Annotated in this window: 19 protein-coding genes; 7 read left to right on the top strand and 12 right to left on the bottom strand. The window is 65.7% G+C overall.

Features of this window, described 5'->3' with window-relative positions; genetic code table 11:
- Positions 1 to 26: 26 nt before the first annotated feature.
- The gene (locus H977_RS0102850) at positions 27 to 389 is read right to left on the bottom strand and encodes a nuclear transport factor 2 family protein (protein ID WP_196808154.1); all 363 of its coding nucleotides are present in this window, start codon (positions 387 to 389) and stop codon (positions 27 to 29) included.
- An 89-nt stretch (positions 390 to 478) separates the two neighbouring features.
- On the opposite strand from H977_RS0102850, the gene H977_RS0102845 reads away from it, so the two are divergent.
- The gene (locus H977_RS0102845; protein ID WP_029106434.1) at positions 479 to 1,306 is read left to right on the top strand and encodes a MerR family transcriptional regulator; all 828 of its coding nucleotides are present in this window, start codon (positions 479 to 481) and stop codon (positions 1,304 to 1,306) included.
- Entirely contained in the window at positions 1,303 to 2,073 is a 771-nt protein-coding gene (locus tag H977_RS0102840) for an SDR family oxidoreductase (RefSeq protein ID WP_231395852.1), read from the top strand. Before H977_RS0102845 ends, H977_RS0102840 begins: the two co-directional genes overlap by 4 nt.
- A gap of 8 nt (positions 2,074 to 2,081) precedes the next feature.
- Here the strand turns inward: H977_RS0102840 and H977_RS0102835 are convergent, their stop codons facing one another.
- Complete coding sequence (locus tag H977_RS0102835; protein ID WP_029106432.1) at positions 2,082 to 4,280, bottom strand: acyl-CoA dehydrogenase family protein; 2,199 nt, start codon at positions 4,278 to 4,280, stop codon at positions 2,082 to 2,084.
- Positions 4,281 to 4,404: 124 nt separating this feature from the next.
- Here H977_RS0102835 and H977_RS0102830 point away from each other — a divergent pair, with 124 nt between their 5' ends.
- Positions 4,405 to 5,628, top strand: a complete 1,224-nt coding sequence (locus tag H977_RS0102830; protein ID WP_029106431.1) for an alpha/beta hydrolase — start codon at positions 4,405 to 4,407, stop codon at positions 5,626 to 5,628.
- 27 nt (positions 5,629 to 5,655) lie between these two features.
- Entirely contained in the window at positions 5,656 to 7,074 is a 1,419-nt protein-coding gene (locus H977_RS0102825) for a WS/DGAT/MGAT family O-acyltransferase (protein WP_029106430.1), read from the top strand.
- A gap of 22 nt (positions 7,075 to 7,096) precedes the next feature.
- On the opposite strand, the gene H977_RS0102820 is transcribed toward H977_RS0102825, so the two are convergent.
- The gene (locus H977_RS0102820; protein ID WP_029106429.1) at positions 7,097 to 8,005 is read right to left on the bottom strand and encodes a LysR family transcriptional regulator; all 909 of its coding nucleotides are present in this window, start codon (positions 8,003 to 8,005) and stop codon (positions 7,097 to 7,099) included.
- Between the two features lie 109 nt (positions 8,006 to 8,114).
- Between H977_RS0102820 and H977_RS0102815 the strand changes: the two genes are divergently transcribed.
- Both H977_RS0102815 and H977_RS0102810 read left to right on the top strand, forming a co-directional pair.
- Positions 8,115 to 8,519 (top strand): cupin domain-containing protein, encoded by a 405-nt coding sequence (locus H977_RS0102815; protein ID WP_029106428.1) that lies wholly within the window; start codon positions 8,115 to 8,117, stop codon positions 8,517 to 8,519.
- A 90-nt stretch (positions 8,520 to 8,609) separates the two neighbouring features.
- Positions 8,610 to 9,473, top strand: coding sequence for an NADP-dependent oxidoreductase (locus tag H977_RS0102810; protein ID WP_502691131.1), 864 nt, complete (start codon positions 8,610 to 8,612; stop codon positions 9,471 to 9,473).
- 22 nt (positions 9,474 to 9,495) lie between these two features.
- Here H977_RS0102810 and H977_RS0102805 read toward each other — a convergent pair whose 3' ends face one another.
- From H977_RS0102805 to H977_RS0102785, 5 genes are read right to left on the bottom strand one after another with little or no spacing between them, the layout of a single operon-like run.
- Entirely contained in the window at positions 9,496 to 10,341 is an 846-nt protein-coding gene (locus H977_RS0102805) for a TauD/TfdA dioxygenase family protein (protein WP_029106426.1), read from the bottom strand.
- 28 nt (positions 10,342 to 10,369) lie between these two features.
- The gene (locus H977_RS0102800; protein WP_029106425.1) at positions 10,370 to 10,705 is read right to left on the bottom strand and encodes a hypothetical protein; all 336 of its coding nucleotides are present in this window, start codon (positions 10,703 to 10,705) and stop codon (positions 10,370 to 10,372) included.
- Complete coding sequence (locus H977_RS0102795; RefSeq protein WP_029106424.1) at positions 10,702 to 11,976, bottom strand: aromatic ring-hydroxylating oxygenase subunit alpha; 1,275 nt, start codon at positions 11,974 to 11,976, stop codon at positions 10,702 to 10,704. Before H977_RS0102795 ends, H977_RS0102800 begins: the two co-directional genes overlap by 4 nt.
- A 52-nt stretch (positions 11,977 to 12,028) precedes the next feature.
- Positions 12,029 to 12,775, bottom strand: a complete 747-nt coding sequence (locus tag H977_RS0102790; RefSeq protein WP_036474826.1) for an SDR family NAD(P)-dependent oxidoreductase — start codon at positions 12,773 to 12,775, stop codon at positions 12,029 to 12,031.
- A gap of 15 nt (positions 12,776 to 12,790) precedes the next feature.
- On the bottom strand, positions 12,791 to 13,864 hold the full coding sequence (locus H977_RS0102785; RefSeq protein WP_051288572.1) for a ferredoxin--NADP reductase: 1,074 nt from the start codon (positions 13,862 to 13,864) through the stop codon (positions 12,791 to 12,793).
- Between the two features lie 168 nt (positions 13,865 to 14,032).
- On the opposite strand from H977_RS0102785, the gene H977_RS0102780 reads away from it, so the two are divergent.
- Positions 14,033 to 15,130 (top strand): fatty acid desaturase family protein, encoded by a 1,098-nt coding sequence (locus tag H977_RS0102780; RefSeq protein ID WP_029106421.1) that lies wholly within the window; start codon positions 14,033 to 14,035, stop codon positions 15,128 to 15,130.
- A 34-nt stretch (positions 15,131 to 15,164) separates the two neighbouring features.
- Here H977_RS0102780 and H977_RS0102775 read toward each other — a convergent pair whose 3' ends face one another.
- From H977_RS0102775 to H977_RS0102760, 4 genes are read right to left on the bottom strand one after another with little or no spacing between them, the layout of a single operon-like run.
- On the bottom strand, positions 15,165 to 15,617 hold the full coding sequence (locus tag H977_RS0102775) for a MarR family winged helix-turn-helix transcriptional regulator (protein ID WP_029106420.1): 453 nt from the start codon (positions 15,615 to 15,617) through the stop codon (positions 15,165 to 15,167).
- A 34-nt stretch (positions 15,618 to 15,651) separates the two neighbouring features.
- Positions 15,652 to 16,938: a metal-dependent hydrolase family protein gene (locus H977_RS0102770; RefSeq protein WP_051288570.1), complete on the bottom strand. Its 1,287-nt coding sequence runs from the start codon at positions 16,936 to 16,938 to the stop codon at positions 15,652 to 15,654.
- Complete coding sequence (locus H977_RS0102765) at positions 16,935 to 17,261, bottom strand: hypothetical protein (RefSeq protein ID WP_029106418.1); 327 nt, start codon at positions 17,259 to 17,261, stop codon at positions 16,935 to 16,937. Before H977_RS0102765 ends, H977_RS0102770 begins: the two co-directional genes overlap by 4 nt.
- Positions 17,262 to 17,265: 4 nt before the next feature.
- Entirely contained in the window at positions 17,266 to 18,531 is a 1,266-nt protein-coding gene (locus tag H977_RS0102760) for an aromatic ring-hydroxylating oxygenase subunit alpha (protein ID WP_029106417.1), read from the bottom strand.
- Positions 18,532 to 18,616 lie beyond the last annotated feature (85 nt).

Below are 18,616 nucleotides of genomic sequence, written 5' to 3'. Positions count from 1 at the left end.
TCTCGGCGGTGTGGAAAAAGGCCGCGTCAGGACTTGTTGAACACGATGAACAACGCGGCGATCAAGTCGTCGCGGGTCACGATGTAGTTGGTGAGGATCAACTCCTCGGGCAGATTCGTCTTGTCGTAGTCGCCGTCATAACGGGCTCGCAGCACCGTTACCCCGGACCGCTCCACCACCTCGATGACCTGCATGGTGACTCGATCACCGACGATCTCGTCGCGCACCCAGGTGCGGATGGCGTCTGGAGTGGTGAACTCGCGCTGGTTGTCGTGGACCAGCGCGTCAGGAGTGAGAGCGGCCAGGACCGCTTCGACATCGAGGGAATTGACAGCGTCGACGTAGCGGCGCGCCGCGGCGGGTATTTCACACATCTGTTCAATGGACATGCTGACAGCGTCGACCCGTCGGTGAGCGGAGGGTCAAGGCCGACATCGAACCTTGAGTCTCCCCTTGGGGGAGCCTTCACACTGACCTCATGACGCTCGATCTGTCCATCGGAGATTTCTCCCGAATGACGCAGCTGTCGGTCAAGACGCTGCGGCACTATCACGAGGTCGGCCTGCTCGAGCCTGACCGTATCGATTCGAGCACCGGGTACCGGTACTACGTCGCCGACCAGGTGCCGACGGCCCAGGTGGTGCGCCGGCTTCGTCAGCTGGGAATGCCCATCGCCGATGTACGAGCGGTGCTGACGTCCGCCCCAGCCGACCGCAACAGGCTGATCAGCGGTCATCTGCAACGGTTGGAGGACCAACTCGCCGAGACCCGCAGCGCCGTCGAATCCCTGCGTGCGATCCTCGAGCGTCCCGCGGGGAATTCAGCAGCTGCGGCTATCGAGCACATCAGCATCGCGGCGACCTCCGCCGCCGCGATCACCGCGACCGTGGACCGTGACGATCTGTTGCCCTGGTGGCATGGCGCTATGGGCGAACTGCGGGCAACGGTCGCCGCAAATGCGAACTCGGGGGCCGCCGGGGCGCCCGCGGCGCTGTTCGACTTCGACATCTTCGCCCACGATCACGGCACCGCAACGGTGTTCATTCCTGTCGAACGCGGTGTGCGGCCGGCTGGGCGCGTGCGGGACGTCGTCATTCCGGCGGCCGAGCTCGCGGTCATGCGTCACCGCGGGCCGCATGACGATGTCGACCTGGCCTACAGCGCTCTCGGCGAGTACGCGAACCGCCACGAAATCAGTGTGGAGGGCCCGCTGCGTGAGTACTACGAGAGATTCGCTTGGGACACAGACGATTCCACGGAGTGGTCCACCACATTGTGCTGGCCGGTCTTTCGGGCCGACGCGTGAGCGGGCTCGAAGGGCGGCGCGCGGTGGTGACCGGTGGCACCAAGGGCGCGGGCGCCGCGATTGTCGCTCGGCTGCGGGATGCCGGTGCACACGTGACGGCAGTGGCGCGTCACCGCGGTGAAGGTTCCGTGGCAGCAGACGATTTCGTCGCCGCGGACCTGACCTCGGTGACCGATGTCGCCGATCTGGCGTCTCATGTCCGCCGGAATGGCGGTGCCCAGATCTTGGTGCACACGGCGGGCGGCTCCGCGGCGCCATCCGGAGGATTCGCGGCGCTCAGCGATCAGGATTGGGCCGATGAGCTCAGCCTGAACCTGTTGGCGGCGGTGCGGCTCGACCGGGCGCTGCTGCCCATGATGATCGAAGCGGGTTCGGGCGCGGTGGTGCACATCGGGTCGATTCAGAGTCGGATGCCGCTGTACGACGCCACCCTGGGGTACGCGGCGGCCAAGGCGGGGCTGCGGGCCTACAGCAAGGGCCTGGCGAATGAGATGGCGCCCAAGGGCATTCGGGTCAACACCGTATCCCCGGGTTTCATCCAGACCACGGCAGCCGAGGCGTTGATCGATCGCATCGCCGCAGCCGCCGAGACCTCCCGCGCGGACGCGCTCGAATCGGTGATGTCCGCGCTCGGCGGCATCCCGCTGGGGCGGCCGGCCCAGCCTGCCGAAGTCGCCGAGGTGGTCGCGTTCCTGGTGTCCGACGCCGCATCCTCCATCGTGGGCGCCGAGGTGGTGGTCGACGGCGGCACCGTGCCGACGGTGTAGGCCGGCGGCTACTTCAGCAGCGGGTCGCGGGGCAGGCCCAGGATGCGCTCGGCGATGGTGTTGCGGGTGATCTCGGATGTCCCGCCGGCGATGGTCATGGCGCGGTTGCCGAGATAAGCCCGGGTCAGCTTCGGCGTCTGGCCGGTGACTGCGGCCGAGCCCACGAGGTCCATGCCCAGCTCGGTCAGATGCTGGGAGTGCTCAGCCACCAGCAGCTTGGTGACGTTGCCCTCGGGGCCCGGCTCGGCGCCGGCGATGGCGCGGCTGACCCGGCGCAGATTCAGCAGGCGCAGCGTGTGTCCGACGGCGATCACCTCGCCGGCGCGGCGCACGTAGCGGGCCCCGTCGGGATCGGCATCGATCAGGGACACCAGCTCGTCGGCGTCGAAACCGGTCGGTGCCGCGGAACCGCCGCCGATCGAGATGCGCTCGTTGCCCAGGGTGGCGCGCGCCACCAGCCAGCCTTTGTTCACGTCGCCCACCACATCGGCGTCGGGGACAAACACGTCATCGAAGAACACCTCGTTGAAGTGCGCGTCGCCGGTCAGGCCGCGTAGCGGATTCACCGTCACCCCAGGGGCTTTCATGTCGATCGCCATCATGGTCACGCCGGCGTGCTTGGGCGCGTCGGGGTCGGTGCGCACGGTGGCCAGGCCCCACTGACAGTGCTGAGCCAGGCTGGTCCACACCTTCTGACCGGTGACCCGCCAACCGCCGTCGACCTTCTTGGCCGCGGTGCGCACCGCCGCGGCATCCGAACCCGCGCCCGGTTCAGAGAACAGCTGGCACCACATGACCTGGCCGCGCAGCACCGGCTCCACCCAGCGCTGCCGCTGATCTTCGGTGCCGGCTTGTGCGATGGTGAGGGTCACCCAGCCGGTGATGCCCATGTCCGCCCGCTCGATCTGTGCCGATTCCCCGGTGGCTTCGCTCCTGCCCGCCGGACCAAATTCTTCCTCGATCACCAACTGCTCCAACACATCAGCGGCGCGGCCGTACGGCTTCGGCCAGTGCGGCACCAGGTAGCCCGAGTCCACCAGGTAGTCGCGGCGCTTGTCCTCGGGCAGCGCGCGGACAGCTTCCGCGGCGTCGCGCGCGTCCTTCCGGTAACGCTCGGCCTCTTCGGGTAGTGCGAAGGAGGCCCCGTGTGCCTGCCCGCTGCGTTGCCCGTCGACGACGTCGATCAGGGGATCGGCACCGTCACCGAGCACCGCGGCCAGGGTTCGGGCGCGGCGCAGGTAGAGGTGTGCGTCGTGCTCCCAGGTGAAACCGATGCCACCGTGCAATTGAATGTTGTTCTCGGCGTTGAAGATCACCGCACGGATCGCGTGAGACGCGGCCACCGCGGCGGCGAACCAGGCGCCCTCGAGGTCTTCGGCACGGGCGGCGTCCCACACCGCGGCGGTCGTCTGTTCGGCGTCGACGAGCATGTTGGCCGCGTGGTGTTTGACGGCCTGGAATGTGCCGATGGTGCGGCCGAACTGCTCGCGTACCTTCGCGTACTCGACGGCCATGTCGAGTGCGGCCCATGACACTCCTACCGCTTCCGCGGAGCCGAGGATCCGGAACACCGTGCGGGCGGCCCGCGCGACACCGCGCAGGATCCGGTTCTCGTCGACGGCCACCCCGCGTAGGTCCACCGCGCCGATGCTGCGTGTCGTGTCGAGGGAATCTTGTGCGGTGACGGTGATCCCGTCTGCTGTGGCATCCACGATGACGACGTCGTCCCCGGCCGCCAGCACGAGCACCTGTGCGTCGGGTGCGCCCAGCACGGCGCGGACCTGTCCGCCGACCAGACCGTCAGCACCGATGCTCACCGAGCCGGCGAGCCCGAGCGCTGCCACGGTGGTGCCGTCGGCCAGGCCAGGAAGTAGTTCGGCGCGAACACCATCCGGGGCGTAGCGGTCGATGACCACCGAGGCCGACACGGTCGGCAGGAACGGGCCGGGGGACAGTTCGCGGCCGGCCACCTCGGCGACGACCGCAAGTTCAGGCAGACCGAACCCGGAACCGCCGTACTCCTCGGAGATGGCCAGTCCGTTCCACCCAAGTTCGGCGCCGGCGGACCAGATCTCGACGGGGTGGGTGCTCGGATTCTCAAGTGTGGCGCGGGCAGCTGCGCGGCTGCCGAGCCGGTTGAACTGCCCGAGCGCCGCATCGGCGAGGTCCTGGTGCTCTTCGGTGATGGCCAGCGCAGACTTAGTCATGGTTAGCGAAGCTAACGGGGATCCCGCGGCCGCGTCGACGTGATGCAGGTCACATTTTGACGCCGGGTGAACAACTCGGCGAAGTTGTCCCGTCCGCCAATCCGCTGCGGGGTACGCTCGCGCAATGACGGCACGACCGGATAACCGGTACCCCGCACCGACGCTCGCTGATCGAGCGCGATGGTTGCTACATGCCACTCCCGCCGACCATATGCTGGCACTGAGCGTGGCGGCGGCTTCGCTGCCAATGGTGGGCAAGCGCCTGGAACCGCTCGGCGCTCTTACCGCCATGAGTGTGTGGGGATTCCGCCACTTGCCCGGATTCGTCACCTCGTCGGCGAAGTCCTGGCTCGCGCCGGACAACGGCGAGCTGCGCAAGACGGAGCGGGAGCAAACCAACGCCATCGTCCAGGAGGCACTGCGGGGGGTCGTCTCGCCCGCTGACCTGGCCATCGACTGGCCGCACCCGGACAGCGTGCCGCCGTTGTGGCACAGCCTGGAGTACCGGCGCGACGTGTATCGGACCTCGGTGCGCTACGGCGACGACCCCGCCCAGTTGCTCGATGTGTGGCGGCCCAAGCATCTGCCGGCCGAACCCGCGCCGGTGCTGCTGTTCGTACCGGGCGGCGCCTGGGTGCACGGCGGCCGGATCCTGCAGGGCTACGCACTGTTGTCGCATCTGGCCCAACAGGGCTGGGTGTGTCTGTCGATCGACTATCGCGTGGCCCCGCACCATCGCTGGCCGCGGCACGTCACCGACGTCAAGGCGGCAATCGCCTGGGCGCGGGCCAATGTCGACAAGTTCGGCGGCGACCGCAACTTCGTCGCCGTGGCGGGCTGCTCGGCCGGTGGTCACCTGGCCGCACTGGCCGGGCTCACCCCGAACGATCCCGATCTGCAGGGCAACCTTCCGGACGGGGCCGACACCTCGGTCGATGCCGTGGTGGGCATCTACGGGCGTTACGACTGGGAGGACCGGTCGACCGAGGAGCGGGTCCGGTTCGTCGACTTCCTGGAACGGATCGTGGTGGGCCGCAAGATCGATCGCCATCCGGAAATCTTCCGGAAGGCCTCGCCGATCGCCCAGATCCATCCCGATGCCCCGCCGTTTCTCGTCATCCACGGCACCGGCGACAGTGTCATCCCGGTGGCGCAGGCACGCGGTTTCGTCGACAAGCTCAAAGCCGTGTCACGCGCCGTGGTCAGTTACATCGAATTGCCCGGTGCCGGCCACGCCTTCGACATGACCGACGGCGCCAGAACCGGGGCGATGGCGACCGCAATCGGCTTGTTCCTCAACCAGGTTCACCGAAACAGGGCGATTGACCAGGCTCAAGCGGTCATATAGACGCCTCCACCACAGGGGAGGGACACCGTGAAACGGTTGAGTGGGTGGGACGCGTTCCTGCTGTATACCGAGACGCCCAATGTGCACATGCACACGTTGAAGATCGCGGTCATCGCGCTCGACGACATGGGGGGCCGGACTTTCGGGATCGATGAGTTCCGGGAGGTGATCCGCGGACGGCTGCACAAGCTGGACCCGTTCCGCTATCAGCTTGTCGACATCCCGTTCAAGTTCCACCACCCGATGTGGCGGGAGAACTGCGATGTCGACCTGGAGTACCACGTCCGGCCGTGGCGGGTACGCGCGCCGGGCGGGCGCCGCGAGCTCGACGAGGCCATCGGCGAGATCGGCAGTACCGCCCTGGACCGCAGCCGGCCCCTGTGGGAGATGTATTTCGTCGAAGGTCTGGCGAATGGGCGCATCGCGGTGGTCGGCAAGATCCACCACGCGCTGGCCGACGGGGTCGCCTCGGCGAACCTGCTGGCCCGCGGGATGGACCTGAGTGACGGCCCGCAGCGCGACGACGACTCGTATGCCACCGACCCCGCGCCCACCAAGACCGAGTTGGTGCGCTCGGCGTTCGTCGACCACATGCGTCAGCTCGGCCGGTTGCCCGGGACTGTCCGCTACACGGCCAAGGGCTTCGGGCGGGTACGGCGCAGCAGCCGCAAGCTGTCACCCGAGCTGACCCGGCCCTTCACCCCGCCGCCCAGCTTCATGAACCACATCCTCGACGAGAAACGCCTGTTCGCCACGGCCACACTGGCATTGGCCGACGTCAAGGAAACCAGCAAGGCACTCGGCATCACCATCAACGACGTCGTGCTGGCCATGTCGTCGGGGGCATTGCGCAAGTTGTCCCTCAAGTACGACGGCAAGGCCGACCATCCGTTGCTGGCCTCGGTGCCGATGAGTTTCGACTTCTCGCCGGACCGCATCTCGGGGAACCGGTTCAGCGGTGTGCTGGTGGCGCTGCCGGTCGATGTCGCCGACACGGCCGAGCGGGTGCGCCAGGCCCATGATGCGGCCGCTCTGGCCAAGGAGAGCCATCAACTGATCGGCCCGGAACTGATCGCGCGCTGGGCCGCGTACATGCCGCCGGCCCCGGTGGAGGCGATGTTCAAATGGCTGTCCCATCAGGACGGTCAGAACAAGGTGCTCAACCTCAACATCTCCAACGTGCCCGGCCCTCGGGAACGCGGCAAGGTGGGCGGCGCCACGGTCACCGAGATCTACTCGGTGGGCCCGATCACCACTGGCAGTGGACTCAACATCACCGTGTGGAGCTATGTCGACCAACTCAACATCTCGGTGCTCTCCGATGACGCCACGGTCGAAGATCCTCATGAGCTCACCGACTGCATGATCGAGGAGTTCCGGGAAATCCGAAGGGTGGCAGGGCTTTCGGAGAAGCTGACGGTCGTCGAGTCCGCGATGCCGCAGTAGTGTGGCCTCGTGTGACGCCGCGCTAGCGTGACTTCGCGTGCCGATGAGGGGGTGCGGAGGCGAGCAGGAATTCTGCCAGCTTGGCGCTGGCGGGTCCTAGCCTCGACTGTTCGGCCGAAGCGAGGTAGATCTGCCACACGATCGCCGGTCGTATCTCGATGGCGCGAAGGTCTGGATAGTGGGCTGCCTCGCTGGCCGGCATGACGATCGTGCCCAACCCGTGTCGGACCAGGCGCCCGGCGATCGAATATTCGAGGGCCACTTCGTGAGAGACGCGTGCCGTAACGCCTGCGGCAGTGAATGCGGCGTCGACGAGGCGCCTGAGCCCGAACTCGGGCGGGAAGCCGATCAGGTCCTCATCGCAGAGTTCGGTGACCCCGACGGCGTCACGCTGTGCGAGAGGGTGATCGGTGCTGCAGACGAAAACCATCGGCTCTTCGCACAGCAGCTGCATCTCAACACGATTGGGGAACCGGTCGGGGGCTGATATGAGAGCCAGGTCGAGTGATCCGTCGGCGATCGCCGAAAGATAAGCTATTGAACCAGTTTGGCTTTGTCGCAATCTGATGCGTACGAACGGATAGTCGCGGTGAAAGTCGCCGAGCACCTTCGGTACGTCGAGGGTGCCGAACGAGATGAGCGACCCGAGATCGACTGTGCCCGTGAGCTCGCCGTGGTATGCGCTTACCGCGTCCTTGGCCAGCCGCGCGGTCTGGACCACTTGGCGGGCGTGGTCGCGGAACAACTCTCCCGCAGGCGTGATTCTGATCTGATGTTTGGAGCGGTCGAACAAGTCGACTCCGAGTTCCTTCTCCAGTTTTGCGACTGCCGTCGAGAGGGCTGACTGAACAACATGTGTCTGGGTCGCGGCCCGGGAGAAACTCATCTCGCCGGCGACGGCGATGAAGTATTCAAGCTGACGAAGTTCCATGGTCGCAGTATCGCGTTTCGCGATAGAGATGATCAACATTGTTCGTTGGACTTGATGGAGCCGCGTTGGTCTGATGGAGGTGCGACGGTTCGAGCGAAGGAGATGACCGATGCTGGCTGCAGGCAATGTCACGATCACGGATCTGCTGTGTGTCACGCCGCCATGGATCCCTGAGGGCGCACATGCCATGACGCAGGTCGTCGAGATCCCGCCGGCAGACGAGGGGGTGCAACCGCACCGCCACTCCGGACCCGTCTTCGGTTACGTTCTGGAGGGTTCGATCCTGTTCGAACTGGAGGGTGAGGCTCCCAGGAAGATCATTGCCGGCGAGGCGTTCTGGGAACCAGGCGGCGATGTGGTCCACTACCAGGTCGCGAATCCGGATCCGCACCACCGCAGCGTGTTCCTCGCGGTATGCATCTGCGCGCCAGGCGTCGACATGATCACCATGCTGGACCCCGACGAGATCGAGGCTCGCGACCACTTGCGTCATCCGAGTGTGCGCCAGATCTAGATCGGCTGATGGAGAAGCGAGGAAACAACGGTGAAAGCAGTCATCACCGGCGACCGTGCAGCGGGCGTCGCCGGACTGTCGCTGTCGGAGATGCCGTACCCGCATGCGGCAGAGAACGACGTCATAGTCCAGGTGCACGCGGCCGCGTTCACCCCTGGCGAGCTGGACTGGCCGGGAACGTGGACTGATCGCGCGGGGCGGGACCGGACGCCTACCGTGCCGGGGCACGAAGTCTCCGGAAACGTCGTCGAACTTGGCTATGGCACAACGGGTCTGACTGTCGGCCAGCGGGTGTTCGGGGTCACGGACTGGGCCCGCAACGGTACGCTCGCCGAGTATGTCGCGGTCGAGGCGCGCAATCTTGCCCCGCTGTCGGCCGATGTCGACCACACGGTGGCGGCAGCGCTTCCGATCTCGGGACTGACAGCCTGGCAGGCATTGTTCGACCACGGAAAGCTTGCGATCGGGCAGACCGTGTTGGTCCATGGTGTGGTGGGCGCTGTCGGATCGATCGCTGCGCAACTGGCGCAGGCGTGCGGAGCGCGGGTGATCGGCAGTGGTCGAGCCGCGCAGCGGGACACTGCCCTCGCTCTCGGTATCGATGCGTTCATCGATCTCGAGCGGGGGTGGCCAGAGGTCGTCGGCCACGTCGACGTGGTCTTGGACGTGATCGGCGGTGAGATTCTGGATCGCTCGGTGCAGGTGGTGCGTCCGGGCGGCACCCTGGTCACCATCGCCGAACCCCCGCGCGTCCAGCCGGCCGACGCTCGAGCGGTGTTCTTCGTCGTCGAGCCGGACCGGCGCCAGCTCGGCATGCTCGAGCGCAAACTCCGCAAGGGTGAGCTGCGGCCGCCCATCGGGGCGGTTCTTCCGCTCTCGGATGCGGTGTCGGCATTCGACCCGGCGCAGCGCGTCGCAGGCAAGACGATTATCAGGGTTGTCGACGACAGCTGACGGATCGGACGCCGCGCACCGGTTACTGAATCGGTTCGTCCCCCAGCACCGTGGTGCGCAGCATGTGCCGCGGTGAGTTGGGCTCATACGGCGCCGCCCGGTGCAGGACGCCCTGGTTGTCCCAGATGACGGTGTCACCGACCGACCACTTGTGGCGGTACACCTTGTCCGGCGTGGTGGCGCGGGCGAGGAGTTCGGCGAGCAGAGCGCGCCCCTCATCGAGATCCATGCCGGCGATGTAATCGGCTGAAGCGCCCAGTACCAAGGACTTCCGGCCATTACGGTGCGTCCAGACCAGCGGGTTCTCGTGCGTCGGACGGGCCGCCCACCGCTGCCGCTGCTCCGGCGTCGGGTCCGGGTAGACGCGCCGCTGCGACGCTTCCAGGGAATGCACCACCCGCAGCGAGCCGAAGCGTTCCTTCTCGGCTTCGGTCAGGGAGTCATAGGCGGCGTACGCGTTGGCGAACTCCGTCTCCCCGCCCCGGGCGGCGACCTCGACGGCCGACAGCACCGTCGCCTTCTGCGGGCATTCGTCGTGCACGGGTGTGCAGCCGTCGATATGCCAGTCGAACGTGGCCTTGAGATATTCGGCGGCCTTGTTCTTCGTCTTGTCCAGCGTGATCGGGTAGATGCCCGAGACGGGGTGGTGGCCGTCCGCGGAGCGGTCGATCTCGCCGAGCCGCTGCGAGAACGCCACCTGGGCTTCGGGATTCAGGTGTAGGTCGTGGAACACCAGGACGCCGTTGTCTTCCAGGGCATCCAGGACGGCAGCTCCGAGGCTGTCGTCGGTGCCCAGGCGTTCGGCGTCGACACCGACAACCTCGGCACCCACCGACGTGGTCAGCTTGTTGATGGTCAACACACTCATCGGTGTGTCCTTTCGTGTTCGGTGCCGGTTATGGCCGTGGGTCTCCGGTGCGGATCATGACTGCGTCGGCGGCGTCGATCGGGGCCGGGTGATGCATGATCTCCACCGACATCGAGACCATGATCAGCGAATAGATCATGTGCAGCAGATTGAGCGCATCGTCGGGAATGTCGTCGAGCGGAAACTTGTCGCAGTACTCGATCGCCTCTTCGAGCCGCGGGAAGAAGGCGTCGTAGAACTGGTGCATTTCGGGCATGGTGCTCGCCAGGCGACGGTCCCAGCGTTCGGTCTCCGATGGCAGGCACCAGATCTCGGCGTAGGGCTCCAGCTCTTCGAAAGCGCTCGGCAGTCGGGCAGACGTCATCGTGACGCTCCTGCCGGTGTGCGTTCGCGCTGATAGGCGTCGACCCAGTCGACGGCGACCTTGTGCAGGTGGCGCACCAAGATCTCCTGATCGTTGAGCGGAAAGTCGTCGATCACGTCGTACTCGAGCGCGGCCTGCGTGCCACCGAGCATGCCGGCGTCCTGGAGGGCGAACTCTTTGAGCACCACAGCGGCCACTTCGTGTTCGATGCGCTCTCGCACCGTGCGGGCCGGGTGAAAATAGGTGAACGCCTCGAACCGGTGGGTGTTGTGCGAGGTCGGCCAGTAGCGGTACAGCAGATACCAGCCGCCGTAGATCAGGATCTCCAGGTTGGGAAAGATCTGGAAATTGCTGATGCCCCACGGCTCGATGTTTCCCGGGTTGAGTCCTTGCATCGGTAGGTCACCGATGTCCGGGGTCCGCCACGGACCCACGAGCCCGCTCTGGGTGGCCCGCTCGATCGGGTACATGTACTCGGGTGCGAGTAGCCAGCGTCGGGTGCCGGCTGTCGAGACCAGCCGGTGCGGTCCGTCGAGCTGGAAATGTCCACACGTGAAGCCCGCGTTGGGATCCCGGACTTCCGGAGGAACCTGCTGGGTGTGCAGCGAAGGCACGTGGTAGTACTCCTGGAAGGCGTCGGCGAAGATCTTCCAGTTGCTGTTGTTGTGGGCCACCCAGTCGTATCGCTCGGTGAGTTTGCCGAACGGGTAGTCATCGAGTGCGGTGACCATCGGACCCAGGAAGTCGCGCAGGGTTTGGCGTGGCTCGCTGTCGAAGTTGACGAACACGAAGCCGGCCCAGACATCGCAGTGCACCGGGACGAGGCCGTACTCGGCGGCATCCAGGTCGCTGAAGGTCTCGGTGTCAGGCTGTGAGAGCAGCTTCCCGTCGAGACCGTAACGCCATCCGCAGTGCCGGCATTCGAATTCGCCGTCGGTGCGGCGCAATTCGGTGGCCCGGAAGTCTGCCGGTACCAGCGGGTGCCCACGTCTACGGCACATGTTGTGGTAGGCCCGGATACCGCCGTCGTGGTCTTTGACCAGGAGCAGCGATGCATCGGCGGCCTCGATCTGGCGGGTGATGAAACTCCCGACCTCGGGAGTCTCCTCCACCCGGCTGATGTTGAGCCAGGCCCGCTTGAAGACCGCCTCTCGCTCCATGGCGTAGAACTCGGGAGAGATCGAATCCCGAAACGGTATCGGCCCGGTACCCAGATCCGGATAGTGCTCGGTCCAGGACCCCTCGGCCGGCTTGGGCCACTTGGTTGCCATGCGAACCTCCGTGTGACTAGTGGGTTTTGGGACTGCTGGGCGGCACCCGTCGCTACATCACCGAGCCGCCGTTCACGCCGAGGGTCTGACCGGTGATGAACCCGGCCTCCTCGGAGCACAGGAATCCCACGGCGGCAGCGATATCCGCACCGGTTCCCAGCCGGCCGAGGGGAATGTTGGCGGCGATGGTCTCATTGGACGGCAGATGGCCTGCCGCCTGCGACTGGTGTTGCATCGGCGTCTCGATCCCGGACGGCGGGATGTTGTTGACCGTGATGCCGTGCGCGGCATATTCGCGGGCCAGCGATTTGGTCAACGTCAACAGCGCGCCTTTGGACGCGGCGTAGTGCGCCGCGAACGGTGTGCCGCGCTGGGCGCTCGACGAGGAGATCATCACGATGCGGCCCCAACCGGCGTCGACCATGTCGGGAAGGGCGACCTGACAACACCGGAAGGTTCCGCTCAGGTTCACGTCGATCATCTGGGCCCAGGACTGCTCGGTGATCTCGGCGAACGACGCGTACCCGAACATGCCCGCGCTGGTGACCAGGATGCCCACGGCTCCCAGCTCACTGCGGACCTTGCCGAATGCCTCTTCCACGGCGGCGCGGTCGGTGATGTCGGCGCCGACCGCGAATGCGGTGACACCGGCCGACCGCAGATCATCGGTGACACGTTGGGCGGCATCGGCATTCACGTCGAGCACCGCGACCTTGTGGCCACGCCGGCCCAACTCGTGGCATGTCGCTTCGCCCATGCCGGAAGCCCCGCCGGTCACCACGGCCACCCTGTTCGTCATTTCAGCCACCTGTTCTCACTCGTAGACCACTGTCACTGTGCGACTGGTGGGGATCGTCTGACACGTCACCACCCACCCATCGGCGACCTCGTCGTCATCGAGGGCGTCGTTGTTGAGCATTCGGGCCGTGCCCTGTACCACCTGAGCCATACATGTTCCGCACGAACCGGTTTCGCATGACGACGGGGCTTTCAGGCCGGCCAGCCGAGCGGTCTGCAGCAAGGTGTTGCCCGCGCGGTAGGGCGCGGTGACGGTGCTGCGACCCAATTCGATGGTCACCTCTTCGGTGACCACGGGTTCGGCCGGGTCGGGAGGCGGAATCGCCGCGACAGTGAAGCGCTCGAGATGCACCCGCTGTTTGGGGATCCCGGCATCGAGCAGGACGCGTTCGACGGTGTCCATGAACGGGGCCGGACCGCAGACGTAGTAGTCGGTATCCGCGCGGTCGTGTCCCGGCTCCGCACTGCCGATGAAGTCGGCGATGTGTCGTGGTGAGACGACGCCGTCGAGGTCGTCGAGATGGTGATGCACCTCGAGGCGCTCGCTGTGGGAGTCGGTCAGGCCCGCCAGCGCATCGCGGAAGATCACCGATTCGAGGTTGCGGTTGGCGTAGAACAGACGGGCTTTGCGGGTGGTGGCGGCCAGCGCCGAATGCACCAAGGAGAACACCGGAGTGATGCCGCTGCCGCCGGCGAAGGTGACGACATCACCGTCGGTGGAGGTGAGCACGAAGCGCCCCTCGGGTGGGGCGACATGCACTTCGTCGCCGACGCGCACCGTGTCGTTGATCCAATTGGAGACCAGGCCGTCTCGATCGCGCTTGACGGTGATCCGCAGATCAGACTCGACGGCCGGGGACGAGGACATCGAATAACACCGACGCTGATCGGCACCATCGATCGTCACCCTAAGGGTGACGAATTGGCCGGCCAGATAACGGAATCGGTCTTTGTGCACCTCTGGGACGTCGAAAACCAGTGACACGGCGTCGGTGGTTTCCGGGATCACCTGCTTGATGCGCAGGGGTGCGAACCCGTCGGCGTCTGTCACGTCGGTGGGTTCTGCGCGGGGCGTCGTCGATGTCTCCATCGCGACCAACAATATCAAGTACTTGTCATTAATCTCAAGTGGTAGATATGGACGCCCCGACGCACCTCGATTACCAATCGTCGAGCCGGAGCCTCTACGCTGCGGTTTGGCCCTCGCGGTGGCCCGGACTGCACCGCTCCAACGCTGCACCCACCCGAGGACACCTTGATGGCGATCACCGATGTCTCCACCTACCTGCATCTCAGCAGCGAGGACGTCGAAGAGATCGGCTATGAACTCGACGTGATCCGCCGTGACGTCGAGGAGTCGCTCGGGGCGCAGGACGCGGCCTATATCCGGCGGGTGATCCTTTTCCAGCGGGCGCTCGATGTCGGGGCGCGACTGATGATCGCCGGCAGTCGGTCGAAGACCGGCTGGTTGGTGGGAACGTGCGCGCTGGCCTACGCGAAGTCCGTCGAGAACATGGAACTCGGCCACAACATCTCCCATGGCCAGTGGGATTGGATGAACGACCCCGAGATCCACTCCAATACCTGGGAGTGGGACATGGTCGGGCATTCCGCGCAGTGGCGGTACTCGCACAACTACCGGCATCACGTCTACAGCAATGTGCTCGGCATGGACGAGGACATCGGCTACCGCTTACTGCGGGTGACCCCCGACCAGCCGTGGCGCGCGTGGTACCTCGCGACACCACTGCGAAACCTCTTGCTGGCAGCCACCTTCGAGTGGGGTATCGGTCTGCATGGGCTGCACTCGGAGCGTCTGCGGCTGGACTCGCAGGACGCCGTTGCGGTCGAGAAGCGGAAGTTCTTCGGCAAGGCGGCCCGCCAGTTGGCCAAGGACTACGTGTTCATGCCCGCGGTCAGTCTGCGCCGGTGGCGTCGGACTCTGGCGGCCAATGTCACCGCGAATGTGCTGCGGAACCTGTGGGTGTACGTGAACATCATCTGCGGGCACATCCCCGACGGCGCCGAGACGTTCGACCCGGCGGTGGTCGAGGACGAGACCAAAGGCGAATGGTATCTGCGGCAGATGCTCGGGACGGCCAACTTCGAAGTGAGCCCGCTGCTGGCGATCTCGGGCGGTCACCTGTGCTACCAGATCGAGCATCACCTGTTCCCCGACCTGCCGAGCAACCGCCTCTCGCAGGTCAGCGTTCGCGTACGGGAACTGTGCGAGAAGTACGACCTGCCCTACAACACGGCATCGCTTCCGCGCCAGTACTTCCGGACGCAACGGATAATCCACGGGCTGGCGTTTCCCGACTGGCTGTCGAGAATCGGCCGCCGACGCCGCGACTAGGCCTGGCTGCTCGCCTCATCGGGAGACGGAGATCTCACGGGTCGATGTGATCGGAATGCGGGGTGTGGCCCGTTCCCTGCTCGATCACCCGGCGCAGGAGTGCCTTCAGTTGCTCCTGCTCGTCAGTGCTGAGTACACCGAACACCCGCTCATGGGCGGCGACAGCGTCGGCCACCACCGCCGAGGCCACGGCGCGGCCCTCATCGGTCAGGAACACCTGCAAGATGCGCCCGTGCTGCGGGTCCTGTTTGCGTTCGACCAGGCCGCGCTTCTCCAGGGCGGTCAGCGCAAGCTGAACTCCCTGAGGAGTGATCAGCAGGCGCCGGGCCAACTCGGCCCCCGACAGGCCCGGTTGATTGGTCAACTGGCGTAGGACACCGATCTGGGCGGTGGTGACGCCGTGCTCCTTGACCGACTCGTTCACCTCGGTGAGCGAGAAATAGAACGCCTGCTTGAGCCACCACAAGGTGTTCTCGGTGAGGTCCATCGTCTCGTCTCCTGCCGTGCCCGTCACCTCGACGCTAGCGCACCGTGGCCTCCGCGTTTTTGTAGATCGCGCCGTCCTTCATCACGAACCGGACGTCGAGTGTCGTCGCGATGTCCACGCTGGGATCGCCCGCGACGGCGATGACGTCGGCCAGATAGCCCGGTGCCAGCTGCCCGAGCTCGTCGGCGGCATCGACCAACTCGGAGGCCACCGCGGTGGCGGCCTGTATCGCCTGCATCGGCGTCATGCCGCGCTCCACGAGCGCACACAACTCCTTGGCGTTCTCGCCGTGCGGGACGGCCGGGGCGTCGGTGCCGCAGGCGATGCGAACTCCGGCGGCAATGGCCTTGGGCAGCATGGCTTTCGCCCGCGGAAACACCTCGAGCGCCTTCTTGCGCAGTTCCGGTGCGATCCGGTCGATGGCCATCGCGTCGGTCAGATAGGTGGTGGACACCAGGAAGGTGCCATGGTCGACCATCATCTGGATCGTCTCGTCGCTGGCCAGGAATCCGTGTTCGATGCAGTCGATGCCGGCCCGGATACAGGCCTGGATGGCGGTGTCCCCGACAGCGTGGGCGGCGACTTTGACTCCGGCGCGGTGGGCCTCGTCGGCGATGGCCTCGAATTCGGCATCGGAGTACTGCTGGGCGCCCGGTGCGGTGCTGTGGGACATCACGCCGCCGGAGGCCGAGACCTTGATCAGCTTTGCCCCGTGGCGGATCTGATAGCGCACGCACGCGATGACGTCCGGCACGCCGTTCGCGATGCCCTCGGCGACCGACAGCGGCATGACGCCCGGTGCCAGTCGCTGGAACACCGTGGGATCGAGGTGCCCGCCGTAGGGTGTGACGGCGTGGCCGGCCGGATAGATGCGGGGGCCTTGGTGCCAGCCCTGATCGATCGCCCGCTGCAGTGCGACGTCGAGCAGGTAACCGCCCGTCTTGACCATCAGGCCCAGGTTGCGGACTGTGGTGAACCCGGCATCCAGGGTGGTGCGGGCGTTGACCGCGCCCCGCAGCGTCCGGTACGCCGGGTCGTCCTGCACACCGTGCATCGGTGTCGGCAGTCCGCCGGGATTGCCCGGTCCGCCGATCAGCAGGTTGAGTTCCATGTCCATCAGCCCGGGCAGCAGGGTGGTGTCGCCGAGGTCGACGACGGTGGCCGAATCCGGCAGCGGCCCTTCGGGATTGATCGACGCGATGCGGTTGCCCTCGACGACGATGACCGCCGGGGACCGGACCTGCCCGGCGGCCACGTCCACCCAGCGGGCCGCGCGCAGAACCGTCGTCTGAGTACCGGCGCCGGAATCCGCGGAGTTCACGGCACGGGCTCGACGACGCAGTCCAGGGACGTCGCACCGGAGTCCGGCACGCGTGGCTGCTTCCAGCACTCCACCGGGAAGGACACCGTGATCATCGAATACAGCAGGTGCATCAGGTTGAGCACATCCTCTGGCAGGTCGTCGAGGCTGAACTTGTCGCAGTAGCTCATCGCCTCCTCGGCCCGCGGCGTGATCGCGTCGTAGAAGGCCTGCATCTCGGTCATGGTGCTGGCCAGCCGTTTGGCGTAGCGCTGCGGCTCACTGGACAGGCACCAGTCCGAAAACTGTTCAAGCTCGGCGAATTCGGCCGGCAGTCTGCTCATCGGGTCACACTCCTGCGGTCTTGCGCTGGTAGTCCTCGATCCATGCCGCGGTCTCCTTGTGCAGGTGCCGGAGCAGGATTTCCTGATCGCACAGCAGGAACTCGTCGACCACCCGGGTTTCGATCGAAGTCTGAGTGGCTTCCAGGGTGTTGGCGTCCTGCAGGCCGTATTCCTTGAAGGACACGGCAGCCAGCTCCTGTGCCACCCGCTCCCGCGGGGTGCGGGGCTCCGGAAAATACAACGTGCATTCGAAGGTGTGCGTGTTGAACGAGGTCGGCCAGTAGTGGTAGGTGAGATACCAGCCCTGACCCCAGAACAAGATCACGAAATTGGGGAACAACTGGAACGAGTCCAACCCCCACGGATCGCACTTGGCGGGGTTGAGGCCGGCCGGCATCTCGCCGATGTCCTGTTTGTCCCACGGGCCGAAAAGGCCGCTCTGGCAGATGTCTTCGATGGGCTTGCGCATCTCGTCGGCCATCTCCCAGGCGCGCACGCCGGACGTGCTCACCAGCCGGTGCGGCCCTTCGATCCGGTAGTGCGGTGCCTCGAAACCGGCCTGCGCGGCCGCCTTCGAGTAGGCGGTGGGGGATTGGTTCGCATGCAGGATGGGTGCGTGGTAGAACTCCTGGAAGGCGTCCATGTACAGCTTCCAATTCGCCTTCACCTCAGAGCGATAGGTGAACTTGGAGGTCAACTTGCCGAACGGGTAGCCCTCCAGATTGGTGATCATGGGGCCGAGGAAGTCGCGCAGCGATTGCTCGGGGGTCTTGGCGAAGTTGACGAAGATGAACCCCTCCCACACCTCGCAGTGCACGCCCACCAGGGGATAGCGGCTCTTGTCGAGGTCGAAGAACTCGCCTTCCTGCTGGACGAACGTCAGCTCGCCGTCCAGGTCGTAACGCCAGGCGTGGTACTTGCAGGTGAACTGCCGGCAGACGCCGCTGGTCTCCTCCAACGGCATGTCATCCCACACCAGCTTGTTGCCGCGGTGGCGGCAGACATTGTGGAAGGCCTTGATATCCCCGGTCTTCCCGCGCACTACGATGATCGAGGTGTTGGCCGCCTTCATCTCTCTGGTGAAGTAGCTGCCCTTGCGCGGAAGCTGTTCTACCCGGCCGACATTCAGCCAGGCGCGTTTGAAGATCGCCTTACGTTCAAGTTCGTAGATCTCCGGGCTGATCGAGTCTTCGTATGACACCGGGCCGGTACCCAGGTCGGGGTAGTGCTGAGTCCAGCTGCCTTCAGCCGGCTTGGGAAACCGAGCCATGCCCGCTCCTCTGCGATGTGATTCGACCGACGATGCCGACATGGGGCTGCGGACGCCGGCCAGGGCTTCAGGCTTGACGGTAGAC

Source organism: Mycobacterium sp. URHD0025 (genome assembly GCF_000426065.1).
In the GTDB taxonomy this organism is placed as follows: domain Bacteria; phylum Actinomycetota; class Actinomycetes; order Mycobacteriales; family Mycobacteriaceae; genus Mycobacterium.
The sequence above is the reverse complement of the archived record's forward strand: the minus strand, read 5'-3'. Positions and strand labels throughout refer to the sequence as shown.

Coding starts and splice junctions, on each gene's coding strand:
- H977_RS0102850 (WP_196808154.1), bottom strand. CDS start 389: ATGTCCATTGAACAGATGTGTGAAATACCCGCCGCGGCGCGCCGCTAC.
- H977_RS0102845 (WP_029106434.1), top strand. CDS start 479: ATGACGCTCGATCTGTCCATCGGAGATTTCTCCCGAATGACGCAGCTG.
- H977_RS0102835 (WP_029106432.1), bottom strand. CDS start 4,280: ATGACTAAGTCTGCGCTGGCCATCACCGAAGAGCACCAGGACCTCGCC.
- H977_RS0102830 (WP_029106431.1), top strand. CDS start 4,405: ATGACGGCACGACCGGATAACCGGTACCCCGCACCGACGCTCGCTGAT.
- H977_RS0102820 (WP_029106429.1), bottom strand. CDS start 8,005: ATGGAACTTCGTCAGCTTGAATACTTCATCGCCGTCGCCGGCGAGATG.
- H977_RS0102815 (WP_029106428.1), top strand. CDS start 8,115: ATGCTGGCTGCAGGCAATGTCACGATCACGGATCTGCTGTGTGTCACG.
- H977_RS0102810 (WP_502691131.1), top strand. CDS start 8,610: ATGCCGTACCCGCATGCGGCAGAGAACGACGTCATAGTCCAGGTGCAC.
- H977_RS0102805 (WP_029106426.1), bottom strand. CDS start 10,341: ATGAGTGTGTTGACCATCAACAAGCTGACCACGTCGGTGGGTGCCGAG.
- H977_RS0102800 (WP_029106425.1), bottom strand. CDS start 10,705: ATGACGTCTGCCCGACTGCCGAGCGCTTTCGAAGAGCTGGAGCCCTAC.
- H977_RS0102795 (WP_029106424.1), bottom strand. CDS start 11,976: ATGGCAACCAAGTGGCCCAAGCCGGCCGAGGGGTCCTGGACCGAGCAC.
- H977_RS0102790 (WP_036474826.1), bottom strand. CDS start 12,775: ATGACGAACAGGGTGGCCGTGGTGACCGGCGGGGCTTCCGGCATGGGC.
- H977_RS0102785 (WP_051288572.1), bottom strand. CDS start 13,864: ATGGAGACATCGACGACGCCCCGCGCAGAACCCACCGACGTGACAGAC.
- H977_RS0102780 (WP_029106421.1), top strand. CDS start 14,033: ATGGCGATCACCGATGTCTCCACCTACCTGCATCTCAGCAGCGAGGAC.
- H977_RS0102775 (WP_029106420.1), bottom strand. CDS start 15,617: ATGGACCTCACCGAGAACACCTTGTGGTGGCTCAAGCAGGCGTTCTAT.
- H977_RS0102765 (WP_029106418.1), bottom strand. CDS start 17,261: ATGAGCAGACTGCCGGCCGAATTCGCCGAGCTTGAACAGTTTTCGGAC.
- H977_RS0102760 (WP_029106417.1), bottom strand. CDS start 18,531: ATGGCTCGGTTTCCCAAGCCGGCTGAAGGCAGCTGGACTCAGCACTAC.